9 protein-coding genes are annotated in these 12,511 nt (G+C 71.1%); 7 read left to right on the top strand and 2 right to left on the bottom strand.

What is annotated here, in order from left to right; translation table 11 throughout:
- Nucleotides 1-56: 56 nt before the first annotated feature.
- Both ACFPZJ_RS17085 and ACFPZJ_RS17080 read right to left on the bottom strand, forming a co-directional pair.
- The gene (locus ACFPZJ_RS17085) at nucleotides 57-1,391 is read right to left on the bottom strand and encodes a polysialyltransferase family glycosyltransferase (RefSeq protein WP_381021985.1); all 1,335 of its coding nucleotides are present in this window, start codon (nucleotides 1,389-1,391) and stop codon (nucleotides 57-59) included.
- Nucleotides 1,388-2,368 (bottom strand): glycosyltransferase family 2 protein, encoded by a 981-nt coding sequence (locus ACFPZJ_RS17080; protein WP_381021984.1) that lies wholly within the window; start codon nucleotides 2,366-2,368, stop codon nucleotides 1,388-1,390. Before ACFPZJ_RS17080 ends, ACFPZJ_RS17085 begins: the two co-directional genes overlap by 4 nt.
- 198 nt (nucleotides 2,369-2,566) lie before the next feature.
- Between ACFPZJ_RS17080 and ACFPZJ_RS17075 the strand changes: the two genes are divergently transcribed.
- The 7 genes from ACFPZJ_RS17075 to ACFPZJ_RS17045 all read left to right on the top strand — a co-directional run bounded on the left by ACFPZJ_RS17075 (nucleotide 2,567) and on the right by ACFPZJ_RS17045 (nucleotide 12,469).
- Entirely contained in the window at nucleotides 2,567-3,880 is a 1,314-nt protein-coding gene (locus tag ACFPZJ_RS17075; RefSeq protein WP_381021983.1) for a DUF6716 putative glycosyltransferase, read from the top strand.
- 50 nt (nucleotides 3,881-3,930) lie between these two features.
- Entirely contained in the window at nucleotides 3,931-5,247 is a 1,317-nt protein-coding gene (locus tag ACFPZJ_RS17070; RefSeq protein WP_381021982.1) for a cytidylyltransferase domain-containing protein, read from the top strand.
- Between the two features lie 14 nt (nucleotides 5,248-5,261).
- Complete coding sequence (locus ACFPZJ_RS17065) at nucleotides 5,262-6,200, top strand: N-acetylneuraminate synthase family protein (RefSeq protein ID WP_381021981.1); 939 nt, start codon at nucleotides 5,262-5,264, stop codon at nucleotides 6,198-6,200.
- Between the two features lie 46 nt (nucleotides 6,201-6,246).
- Complete coding sequence (locus ACFPZJ_RS17060) at nucleotides 6,247-7,398, top strand: hypothetical protein (protein WP_381021980.1); 1,152 nt, start codon at nucleotides 6,247-6,249, stop codon at nucleotides 7,396-7,398.
- 537 nt (nucleotides 7,399-7,935) lie between these two features.
- Nucleotides 7,936-9,168: an amidohydrolase gene (locus ACFPZJ_RS17055; RefSeq protein ID WP_381022155.1), complete on the top strand. Its 1,233-nt coding sequence runs from the start codon at nucleotides 7,936-7,938 to the stop codon at nucleotides 9,166-9,168.
- A 570-nt stretch (nucleotides 9,169-9,738) separates the two neighbouring features.
- On the top strand, nucleotides 9,739-10,785 hold the full coding sequence (locus ACFPZJ_RS17050) for a BMP family lipoprotein (protein WP_381021978.1): 1,047 nt from the start codon (nucleotides 9,739-9,741) through the stop codon (nucleotides 10,783-10,785).
- 637 nt (nucleotides 10,786-11,422) lie between these two features.
- Complete coding sequence (locus ACFPZJ_RS17045) at nucleotides 11,423-12,469, top strand: BMP family lipoprotein (RefSeq protein ID WP_381021977.1); 1,047 nt, start codon at nucleotides 11,423-11,425, stop codon at nucleotides 12,467-12,469.
- The last annotated feature ends 42 nt before the right edge of the window (nucleotides 12,470-12,511 follow it).

Below are 12,511 nucleotides of genomic sequence, written 5' to 3'. Positions count from 1 at the left end.
AACGCCCCGCGTCGGAATGCCGTCCTCCCTCTGTCCCTTCGCCGCGCCCGCCGCCCTCAGCGGCGTACCACCCGCTTCAGGCTGCGCGCCTTGCGCGCGAACCGCCGTACGGTCGCGTTGCGCGGCAGGAACGACAACTGGGCGGGCACCCCGCCGGGCAGGCCCAGCGAGGTGAGGCGCTTCTTCTTGAAGTACCGCCAGGTGCGCGCATCGAGATGGCGCGCCAGATACCGCTCGGCCTCCGGACGCAGCTGCGGCAGGATCTTCGGCTGCATCGCGAATCCGACGGCCCGTACGAGGTCGCCGAGCGCCTCGGCGTCCATCGAGGCGCGCTGCTCGTGGACGGCGGCGCGGTCGGTCAGTTCGGGCAGCAGCGCGTCGACGATCGTGACGGGCACCCGGTTGCTGTTCTCGTACGGCGTCAGCCGCTCCAGCAGGGTGTCCGTGCCGGTCCGGGCGACCGGCAGGCCGTACAGCGCGGACGCGGTGAGCAGGCCCGTGGAGAAGCAGCCCACGACCAGCGCCGGACGCATCCGCTGGTACAGCACCTCCGCCAGCACCGGCGTGTCCAGCACGGTGAGGTCGACGCCGAGCTGCTCGGCCTCCGTCTCCAGGACGCGGGTGAAGCGGGCCGGGGCCGAGGGGTGCGGCTTGAACACGACCCGGGTGTGCCCGAGGTCGACGGCGCCCTTCAGCATCCGTACGTGCAGCTTCTCCTCCTGCTCGGCGGAGAGGATGTTCAGGGCCGACAGGTACTGCCCGAGCAGCAGCGCGGGCTCTTCCACCTCGGGCAACTCGGCGCCGGTGTCGACGAGTTCCGCGAGAACCTTGGTGAAGGCCGCCGTGGGCACGACCTCGGGCTCCACGCCGAACTCGGTGAGCAGCAGCGGCCTGAGCCCCGGCACCAGGTCCAGGTGCAGCAGCCGTTCCACGCGCGTGCCGACCAGCGGGTCGATCTTGTTGCGGGTGGGGCCGTAGCTCATCAGGCCGTCGGCGTACACGGTGACGGGCGCGTCGGCGAAGATCTGCGCCACGCCGAGCGCCGGGTTGACCTGGATGGACTCGACCGCTAGCGCCAGGTCGTCGTCACCGAGGCCCCAGGCCAGCCGCAGGTAACGCTCCCACAGGGGCACGTCGTCCGTGCGGGGCGCCCAACCGCCCGGGTGGAAGGGGGAGATGGCCTCGTTCCACGAGACCACGTCGTCGAACCGGCCCCGCAGCCGCTCGAATCCGGGCATCCGGTCCACGGAGGGCGCGGTCTCGGGGGTCGCCGCGTTGTTGGAGACCAGCAGGATCCGCCGGTCGGCCGCGTCGAAGCAGCCGGCGTCCAGGGCGGCGGCCAGCGTGGCCGTGCCGTACAGCGTGGACGCCATGAAGATCTGGGTGGTCACGCCGCCACCTCCGCGGCCGGCACCGGACGGCGCCGCAGCCGGCGCAGACGCGTGGCGCGTTCGGTGTCCATCGAGCCGAGGACCTCGTCGAGCGCGTCCTGCGGCATGCGCCGCAGCGCGGCGGCGCTCATCTGCTTCAGTTTCCGGGCCACGGGAGGCTCGAACCTTTCGATGGATCCAAGGTGGTGCGAAATGATGGCGCAATAGGTGCGCACGGCCTTCGGCAGCAGATTCTTGGCATCCGCGTCCTCGGCCGTTTCCCTCACGACCTGGTCGAACGCGCGGATGAAATCGAGTTGCCGGGCGTCGCCGATCTGCGTCAGCGACGAGGCCACCCCGCGCCGGTAGAACACACCGAGCAGCCCGGACACCGCGAAGGACTCCGCCTCACGGTGCAGTTTCCAGATCCACGGCCGGTCTTCGGCGGTGCGCAGCCCGTCGGTGAAGTGCAGCAGGCCGCGGTCGACCAGCCGGCGGTGGTAGATGCCGGCCCAGGCGTAGGCGTAGTCGACGGACGTCGAGCGGTGGGCGGGCAGGATCGCCTCGCGCGGGTTCAGCACGGTGCCCCGGCGGCCGTGCGGCACCCGGTGCACCGAGCGGGCCCGTGCGGTGCACTGCACATGGTCGACGCGCACGAAGTCGCAGCCCAGCCGCTCTATCGTGTCGACCAGCTTCGGGTAGTAGCCGGGGGCGAGCCAGTCGTCGCCGTCCAGGAACGTCAGGTACTCGCCGCGCGCCCGGTCGATGCCGGTGTTGCGCGCGGTCGCCAGACCGCCGTTCTGCTCGTGTCTGACCAGCACCGCGCCGGGCAGCTCACGCTCCGCGCGCGCGAGAATGTCCGGTGTCCCGTCGGTCGAGCAGTCGTCGACGAGAATGAATTCAAAGTCGTCACGCGCGTTCGCACGCAGACTCCTCAGGGTGTCGGGGACGTATTGCTGCACGTTGTAGAACGGCACGATGACGGAGAGCTTGAGCACGTCAACGACGTTAGGCGGCGGCCCGGCCCGCGTCTTTACCTGTGGTTTGAGCCGCGGTGAACGCCGCGTGGCGATGCCGTGAAGTGAAAGCCTTTTCGGACGTCACACGGCCGGATTCGCCGTTCGGCGGTGTGCTGTTAACCGTTTGTTGCATTCGGGTTGGGCGGAACCTAGAAATGGCTTCCTAGCGTCTTCGACGTGCCAGCAAGTGCAACGAAGGCCCTGCGAGTCGCCGTTCTCGCGGATTCCGACACCCGGTGGAAATGGGGCGCGCTCACCGCGAACCGCATTGCCCCGGAACATTCGGGCATCCACCTGGACGGCTATCTGCTGCGCGGCCGCGCGACCCCCACCCCCCGTCAGCTCCAGGAAGTCGGCGTCCAGGCGGACTCGCTCCGCGAGGTGACCGCCGTCGAGTTCCTGCGGACCATGGCGCAGGAGACGTACGACATCCTGGTCCTCGCCCTGGTCGGCGGCGGAGTGCAGGCGATGCTGCACGGCCTCAAGCGGGTCTGGGAGGACCAAAGCGAGCGTCCCGTCGTCGTCACCGGCTACGTCGGTGTCGTCTACGAGAAGCTCGCCGACGGCCTGCTGCTGCGGCACGGCGCCGACCTCGTCCTCGCCAACTCCCGCCAGGACGCGGAGCGTTTCCGCGCCGTGTACGAGGGGGTCGGCGCCGACGCCTCGGCGGTGACCGAGGTGGCGCTGCCGTTCCTGGGCGGCGCCCCCTACACCGGCGAACACGACCCCTACACGGTGGTCTTCGCCGCCCAGCCCTCCGTCCCGGAGAACCGCAGGGACCGTGCGTACCTGCTGAACCGGCTCGTGCAGCACGCCCGCAGGCACCCCGAGCGCGAGGTGCTGCTCAAGCTGCGCTCCAAGCCCGGCGAACACACCACCCACATCGAGGAGCTGCCCTACCAGAAGCTGGCGCAGAAGTTGGACCTGCCGTCCAACTTCCGCCTGGTGTACGGGCACATGGGCGAGGTCCTCGACCGCACCGACCTGCTGGTGACGGTCAGCTCCACGGCCGCGCTGGAGGCCCTGCACCGCCGCGTCCCCACCGTCGTCCTCACCGACCTCGGCATCCGCGAGGCGCTCGGCAACCACCACTTCGTCGGCTCCGGCTGCCTCGCCTCCTGGGACCAGCTCGACGCCGGCCACCGGCCGGTGCCCGACGAGGAGTGGGTGTCGCGGCAGGGCGTCGCCGCGGACGGTTCGTACGCGACCGCCTTCGACGCGGCCCGCGAACGCATCGGCAAGCTGCTCCGGCGGCCCGGCGGCCTGCCCCCGCTGACCCCGTACTACACACCCGGCACCGCGCCCGGCTACCTGCCCGGCATCCTCGCCCGCCACCACCTCGGCCCGGACGGCACGCCGCTGCCCGGCGCACCCGCCGCCGACAAGGAGCCCGGACCGGTCCGGCAGATCGTGCGCCGGGCGGCGCGCGGCGCCTACCGGCACGGCGTGCAGCGGGTGGCGCCGGTGATCCGGCGGATGGGCGAGCTGTGACCGCCGCCCCTGCCCGCCGCCGGCCCACACCTGCCCAAGGAGTAGATCCCATGTCCCACGCGGAAGCGTCCCACCCGGAAGCGGGCCACGGCGCGACGGTGCGCCGGGTGCTCGCGGTGATCCCCGCGCGCGGCGGCTCCAAGGGCGTGCCCGCCAAGAACCTCGCGTCCGTCGGCGGAGTGCCCCTGGTGGCGCGCGCGGTGCGCGAGTGCCGGGCCGCCCGGCTCGTCACGGACGTCGTCGTCTCCACCGACGACCAGGCCATCGCGGCCGCCGCCCGGCAGGCCGGCGCCGAGGTCGTGCTGCGGCCCGCCGCCATCGCAGGCGACACCGCCACCTCCGAGGCGGCCGTGCTGCACGCCCTGGACGCCCACGAGGCGCTGCACGGCGCGCCGGTGGACGTGGTGCTGCTCGTGCAGTGCACCAGCCCCTTCCTGGTCCGGGAGGACGTCGACGGGGTCGCCGCGGCCGTCGCCGAGAACGGCGCCGACACCGCCGTGACCGTGGCGCCGTTCCACGGCTTCGTCTGGCGCAACGCCGACGACGAGGCCCGAGCCGTCGACGGGGCGCAGGAGGCCGACGCAACCCCGGCGGCCTCGCCCGGCGCCCGGCCGGAGGGCGGCTACGGCGTCAACCACGACAAGTCCTACCGCCCGCGCCGCCAGGACCGCCCCCAGGACTTCCTGGAGACCGGCGCCGCCTACGCGATGGACGCGCCCGGCTTCCGCAAGCACCAGCACCGCTTCTTCGGCCGCACCGAGCTCGTGCGCACCGACCCCGCGCGCGTGCTGGAGGTCGACGACCCGCACGACCTCGCCCGGGCCCGGGCCCTCGCACCCCTCTTCGACGCGGACCGGCCCGGTTCGCTGCCGACCGCCGACGACATCGACGCGGTCGTACTGGACTTCGACGGCACCCAGACCGACGACCGGGTGCTGATCGACGCCGATGGACGGGAGTTCGTCTCCGTGCACCGCGGGGACGGCCTCGGCATCGCGGCCCTGCGCACGTCGGGGCTGAAGATGCTGATCCTGTCCACGGAAGTGAACCCGGTCGTCGCCGCCCGGGCCCGGAAGCTCAAGCTCCCGGTGCTGCACGGCGTCGACCGGAAAGACCTCGCGCTGAAGCAGTGGTGCGAGGAGCAGGGCATCGCGCCGGAGCGCGTGCTCTACGTCGGCAACGACGTCAACGACCTCCCGTGCTTCGCCCTCGTCGGCTGGCCCGTGGCGGTCGCGAGCGCCCACGACGTCGTACGCGGCGCCGCACGCGCGGTCACCACCGTCCCCGGTGGCGACGGCGCGATCCGAGAGATCGCCGGCTGGATTCTCGGACCCTCGCTCGACTCTCTCGACCCCCTCACCAAGTAAGGACACCTCCTGCCATGAGCACCAACTCCCGCATCCGTCAGCTCGGTACCCGCGAGGTCGGCCCCGGCCGCCCCGTCTACGTCACCGGCGAGATCGGCATCAACCACAACGGCGACATCGAGAACGCCTTCAAGCTGATCGACGCCGCCGCCGAGGCCGGCTGCGACGCGGTCAAGTTCCAGAAGCGCACGCCGGAGATCTGCACTCCGCGCGACCAGTGGGACATCGAGCGCGACACGCCCTGGGGCCGGATGACGTACATCGACTACCGCCACCGCGTGGAGTTCGGTGAGGACGAGTACCGCCAGATCGACGAGTACTGCAAGACCAAGAACATCGACTGGTTCGCCTCCCCGTGGGACACCGAGGCCGTCGCCTTCCTGGAGAAGTTCGACGTCCCCGCCCACAAGGTGGCCTCCGCCTCCCTGACCGACGACGAGCTGCTGCGGGCCCTGCGCGCCACCGGCCGCACGATCATCCTCTCCACCGGCATGTCGACGCCGAAGCAGATCCGCCACGCCGTCGAGGTCCTCGGCTCGGAGAACATCCTCCTCTGCCACGCCACCTCCACCTACCCGGCGAAGGCCGAGGAGCTGAACCTCCGCGTGATCAACACGCTGGAGAAGGAGTACCCGAACGTCCCGATCGGCTACTCCGGCCACGAGACCGGCCTGCAGACCACCCTGGCCGCCGTCGCCCTCGGCGCCGTCTTCGTCGAGCGCCACATCACCCTCGACCGCGCCATGTGGGGCTCTGACCAGGCCGCGTCCGTCGAGCCGCAGGGTCTGACGCGCCTGGTCCGCGACATCCGCACCATCGAGGCCTCCCTCGGTGACGGCGTGAAGAAGGTCTACGAGTCCGAGCTCGGCCCGATGAAGAAGCTGCGCCGTGTCACCGGCGTGGTCGCCGAGGCGGAGATCGCCACGGCGGCGGGCGAGCCGGTGACCGTCTGAACCACCCCGACTCCCTAGCCCCTTCCGACGGGACGGTCGTACGCCGATGAGCCCCCGCGCCGGGAATGCCGGCCCCCACACTCTCGCGTTCGTCGAGAGTCCGGTACAGCTGCTGAACGTGCTGGAGTGGGCGCACGAGCACGCGCCCGGCGGCGGGCGGCCCGGCAGCGGACGTGCGCCGTCCCGTGACGGGGAACCGGGCGGGGCGGACACCCCGCCCGGAACGGGGCTCACCCTGGTGGTGCTGTCCCCGATCGACCCGATGACGCGCGGCCAGCTGCGGCGCATGTCCGAGCTGGCCCGCGAAGAGGGCTACCAGGTCCGCTGGGAGGAGGCGCGGGGCGGTGCGGCGGCGCCGTTCCACACCATCGGCGGACTCGCCGGCCTGCTGCGCCGGGCGCGGCGGGTGGTCTTGGGGGACCCCTTCTCGCGCTACGTGCAGCTGCTGCTGACCATCACGCGGGCCCGCGACGTGGTCGTCGTCGACGACGGTACGGCGACGATGGAGTTCGTCGGCCAACTGGCCCGGGGCGAGCGCCTGGTGCGCTGGCACCGCAAGGGCGGCCGCCCGGGCCCGCGTGACCTGCTCTTCGCGCCGGTGTCCTCCTCGGCCCGGCGCCGCCTGACGCCCGGTGACCGGCGGCGGGTGCAGATCTTCTCCTCCATGCCGATGGAGGACATGCCCGAGGGCGTCACGGTGTCCGCGAACACCTTCGCCTGGACCCGCGCCCGCTTCGGCCCGCCCCGCATCACCAAGGGCGCCGACATGGTCGGCACGTCCCTGGTGGAGACGGGTGTCGTGGACGGCGACCGGTACCTGGATGCCGTCCGCGCCCTGGCCAGGACCCACGGCGCCACCCGCTACTTCGCCCACCGCCGCGAGAGCACGGAGAAACTCCACCGCCTCGCCGTCGAGACCGGCCTGGAGATCGTCCGTCCCGACCTCCCCCTGGAACTGATAGCCCGCCGTGGCCCGATCGGCCGAACGGTGCTCAGTTTTCCGTCGACGGTCGTCCACACGCTGCCGCTCGCGCTGTCCGGCACGGAGGTACGGGTCGCGGTGTGCGACATCGACCCCGAGTGGCTGACGGAGAACGCCTCACCGCGGGCCCAGGGATTCCTGTCCGGGGTCACGGGCGCGGCCCGGGACGTGCACCGCCTGACAGCGGTGACCACGGAACCCGCGACCGCGGTGTAAGGGCCACACGGCCGACGAGGCGCGGACGGGCGCGGCGGGACCGCGTGATGCGGGCCAGACCGGCGAAGGCCGTGCGCAGGGCGCCTTGCAGAGGTCTGCCGACGGGACTGTCGAGTGGACGGTCGGGAAAACGTTCGGTGTACGCCTCGGCCACGGCGTCGTACCAGGTCCGGGTCGCGTGAAGGAAGTCCGGGGTATCGGCGGGCACCGGCGCTCCCTGGCGGCGGGGCACCAGCCGCAGCGCCGCACGGTGGGCGTCCGCACCGTCCGCCAGGTGAACAAACGAGCCTGCCCCGCGCGGGGCGTGGTATGCGTGGAAGGAGGGATGGATACCGGGCCGGACGCCCGGTGTGGCCGATCTCACATTCGACGGCAGGCGGCCGCCCGCTCGTCCGTAAAGGCGGGCGAGTTTACCCATCTCAGTCGATAGGCATGCGTCGCGCGGTCAGCTTTTCTTCCCCTGAGGGGCTGAAATTTTGTTGATCGCCGGTCAGCCGGCCGCCCCGGCGCCCTACCCTTCAAAGGGTGAAGCAACTGATGTCACTGGAGTCCGAGGTCGATCTGCCCCAGGGAGCCGTGCTTCCCGGCGCGCTGCCCGATGCGCTGCGCGCCGAGCTCATCGCGTTCCGCCGCGATCTGCACATGCACCCAGAGCTCGGCAACCAGGAGTTCCGCACGACAGCCGCGATCAAGGAACGCCTCGAGAAGGCGGGCCTGAAGCCCCGCGTGCTCCCCGTGGGAACCGGACTCGTCTGTGACATCGGCGTACCGGACGGCCGCGTGGACGGCGAGCCGGCCGTGCTCGCCATGCGGGCCGACATCGACGGCCTGCCCATCCCGGACATGAAGACCGAGTGCCCCTACCGGTCCACCGTGCCCGACCGCGCCCACGCCTGCGGCCACGACGTGCACACCACCGTCGTCCTGGGCGCCGGACTGCTCCTCGCGGAACTGCACCGGCAGGGCCGGCTGCCCCGCCCCGTACGGCTGATCTTCCAGCCCGCCGAGGAGGTGCTGCCCGGCGGCGCCGCCGACGCCATCGCGTGCGGCGCGCTGGACGGGGTCGGCGCGATCATCGCCCTGCACTGCGACCCCCGGGTGGACGCGGGCAGGATCGGGCTGCGCGAGGGCCCCATCACCTCCGCCTGCGACCGCCTGGAGATCGCCCTGGACGGACCCGGCGGCCACACCGCCCGTCCCCATCTGACCACCGACCTGGTCACCGCCGCCGCACGCGTCGTCACCGACGTACCCGCGCTGGTGGCCCGGCGCTTCGACAGCCGCAGCGGACTCGCCGTGACCTGGGGCCGGGTCGAGTCGGGGCACGCCCCGAACGTCATCCCGCAGCACGCCGAGCTCTCGGGCACGGTGCGCTGCCTCGACCTCGACGCGTGGCGCCAGGCTCCCGACGTCGTGGTCGCGGCGATCGACGAGATCGCCAACCTGCACCGCGCCAAGTCGGAGATCAACTACGTGCGCGGCGTGCCGCCCGTCGTGAACGAGCCGGGCGTCACCGAGCTGCTGCGCGACGCCATGATCGCCCGCCGGGGCGTCGAGTCCGTCGAAAGCACGGAACAGAGCCTCGGCGGCGAGGACTTCTCCTGGTACCTGGAGCACGTGCCCGGCGCCATGGCCCGACTCGGCGTCCGCACCCCCGGCGAACGGATCGTCCGGGACCTGCACCAGGGCGACTTCGACGTCGACGAGTCGGCGATCACCGTCGGCGTGGAACTGTTCACGGCGGCGGCGTTGCTGCACGCGGTCCGGTAACGGCTGCGGTACAGCGACAGCTGCTCCCTCACCCGACCCGGCAGCCACAGCCGCACGCGCTTCCCCAGCCGCTGCCGCATGCGGTTCCGCAGCCGCTGCGGCAGCATGGTGCCGTAGCCGCCGCCGTGCGGGTCCTTGGGCAGCCGCCGCCGCGCCGGGCCCGGTGACACGCTCGCGGACGACGTCGCCAAGAACCTGGTGATGGTCGCGCGGCTCATCGACGAGGACCCCGAGGCCACTTCGGCTCCCGGCCTCTGCCCACCACCGTGTCCGGTCCGCCGCCCGATCAACCCCGGCCCCTGTCCGCCACTGCATCCGCCCCCCTTCAGGCATCCGCCCCCTCCGGTTGCGGCCGGGGCGGGCCGGAGGCAACGTGGTGCCCGTGCCGACCAGGCGTGCGCACCATGTCCCGACCACACCTTTCCTCCGTGTGGTTCACAAGCACGTAACCGGCCATCGGCACGAATGGATAACGGCCCCGCGGAACCCCGTTCCCAGGAGTGTCTACGCGCGTTAATGTGCGCCGCACTGAGCACCCGCTGCGGGGCTTTGGAGAATGGGGAACTTCAGATGCGTCGGATATCCAAACTGACCCGCGTCGCGGTGGGGGTCGCGTCGCTCGCACTCGCCGCCACGGCCTGCGGCGGCACCAGCAGTGAGAACGGTGGCAGCGGCGGCAAGGAGGACATGGGCCTCGCCATCGCCTACGACATCGGCGGCAAGGGTGACCAGTCCTTCAACGACGCCGCCTACGCCGGCCTCACGAAGGCCAAGGACGAGTTCGGCTACAAGACCGCCGACATCGAGCCCACCGAGGGCGAGACCGACGCCGACAAGGAACAGCGCCTGGCCTCGCTGGCGAAGCAGGGCTACAACCCGGTCATCGGCGTCGGGTTCGCCTACGGCCCGGCGATGAAGGCCGTGGCCGCGAAGTACCCCGACACGACCTTCGGCATCGTCGACTCCGTGGTCGAGGGCAAGAACGTCGCCTCCCTCGTCTTCGCCGAGGAGCAGGCCTCGTACCTCGCCGGCGTCGCCGCCGCCAAGGCCACCAAGACGAACACCGTCGGCTTCGTGGGCGGTGTCGACATCCCCCTGATCCACAAGTTCGAGGCCGGCTACAAGCAGGGCGTGCAGGACACCAACCCCAAGGTGAAGGTGATCTCGCAGTACCTGACCCAGACGGCCGAGGAGGGCGGTTTCTCCAGCCCGGACAAGGGCAAGGCCGCCGCCGAGGGCCAGATCGAGAAGAAGGCCGACGTCGTCTACCAGGCGGCCGGCCTGTCCGGCCAGGGCGTGATCGAGGCCGCCGCCAAGGCGAAGGTCTGGGCGATCGGCGTCGACTCCGACCAGTACAAGCAGGCCGCCCTCGCCCAGTACAAGAACTACATCCTCACGTCCGCCCTCAAGGACGTCGGTGGCGCGGTGTACGCACTGGCCAAGTCGGTCCACGACGACAAGCCCCTCACCGGCACCCAGACCTTCGACCTCAAGGTGAACGGTGTGGGCCTGTCCGAGAGCAACCCCGAGTCCGCCAAGATCGCCGGCCTCAAGGAGGCCGTGGACAAGGCCAAGCAAGGCATCGTCGACGGCTCCATCAAGGTCAAGACCGAGTAGGACGCAACAGGTACACCCTCCGGGGCGGCCGACCACGTGAACACAGGAAGCGGGCGGTCCCCGACGGGGCCCGCCCGCTTCCCCGTTCACCCACGGGGCGCTGGCGGTGCCGCAGCGCGAGCACAACCAGCCGGCTGCGCACCTCCCCGGCCCGGAAGCCGAGCCGCGCGCCACCTCCTGGCACGGAAGCCGAGCCGCGTGGCACGTCCCTGGCACAGAGGCCGAGCAGCGAGCCGCGTGGCACGTCCCTGGCACAGAGGCCGAGCAGCGAGCCGCGTGGCACGTCCCTGGCACAGAGGCCGAGCAGCGAACCTCCCGGCAGGGCGGCCGAGCAGCGACCCTCCCGGCAGGGCGGCCGAGCCGCGAACCCCCGGCCCGGAAGCCGAGCCGCGGACCTCCCCGGCACGGAATCAGCCCGCGCCCCGGCCCTCACCCACCGCACCCCCGCGTCACCCACCGCCACCCTCCGTTCGCAGTCGGCAATGCCCCGGCCAAGGACACGTGAGGCGTTGGCCACGGGCGCATAACAAGGTGGACAGAAGGGGTTTTCAGGCAGGTCTACGCGCGTTAATCTGCGGCGAAGCCAGCGCCGATGCTGAACCGTCCGGCGCTTGTACCCCGACTAGGAGCACCACACATGCGCCGGATTTCCCGGATCACGGTCGCAGGCGCAGCGACCGCATCCCTGGCCCTCGCCCTCGCCGCCTGCGGTTCCACCTCCACGTCCGGTTCGTCGGACTCGAAGGGTGACAAGGGCCTCGCCATCGCGTACGACGTCGGCGGCAAGGGCGACCAGTCCTTCAACGACGCCGCGTACGCGGGTCTGGAGAAGGCGCAGAAGGAGTTCGGCTACAAGACCGCCGACATCGAGCCCACCGAGGGCGAGACCGACGCCGACAAGCAGCAGCGCCTGGAGTCCCTGGCCAAGCAGGGCTACAACCCGGTCATCGGCGTCGGCTACGCGTACGCCTCCGCCGTCAAGGGCGCCGCCGAGAAGTTCCCGGACACGACGTTCGGCATCGTGGACGACTCGACGATCAACGCCAAGAACGTCGCCGACCTGGTCTTCTCCGAGGAGCAGGCCTCCTACCTGGCCGGTGTCGCCGCCGCCAAGAGCACCAAGAGCAAGGTGGTCGGCTTCGTCGGCGGTGTCGACATCCCGCTGATCCACAAGTTCCAGGCGGGCTTCGCGCAGGGCGTCAAGGACACCGACCCGAAGGTCAAGGTCCTCTCCCAGTACCTGACCCAGACGGCCGAGGAGGGCGGCTTCTCCAGCCCCGACAAGGGCAAGACCGCCGCCGAGGGCCAGATCGAGAAGAAGGCCGACGTCGTGTACGCGGCCGCCGGCCTGTCCGGTCAGGGCGTGATCGAGGCCGCCTCCGCCAACAAGGTGTGGGCGATCGGCGTCGACTCCGACCAGTACAAGCAGGAAGCCCTCGCCAAGTACAAGGACGCGATCCTCACCTCGGCGATGAAGGACGTCGCCAAGGCGGTGTACAACCTGGCGAAGTCGGTCGAGGACGGCAAGCCGGAGACCGGTATCGTCAGGGGCGATCTGAAGACGGGCGAGGTGAGCCTGTCGAACTCCAACCCGAAGTTCGCGGCCAACGCCGAGCTCCAGAAAGCCATCGAGACGGCCAAGGAGAAGATCATCAGCGGCGAGATCAAGGTGAAGAGCAGCTGAGCCCCAGCACCACCTCGAGCAGCGTGTAACCGCGGGGTTACG

Origin of the sequence: Streptomyces bullii (assembly GCF_042657145.1) — a bacterium.
GTDB lineage: Bacteria > Actinomycetota > Actinomycetes > Streptomycetales > Streptomycetaceae > Streptomyces > Streptomyces bullii.
Note: the sequence above shows the minus strand (reverse complement) of the source record. Positions and strands in the feature narration are given on the sequence as shown.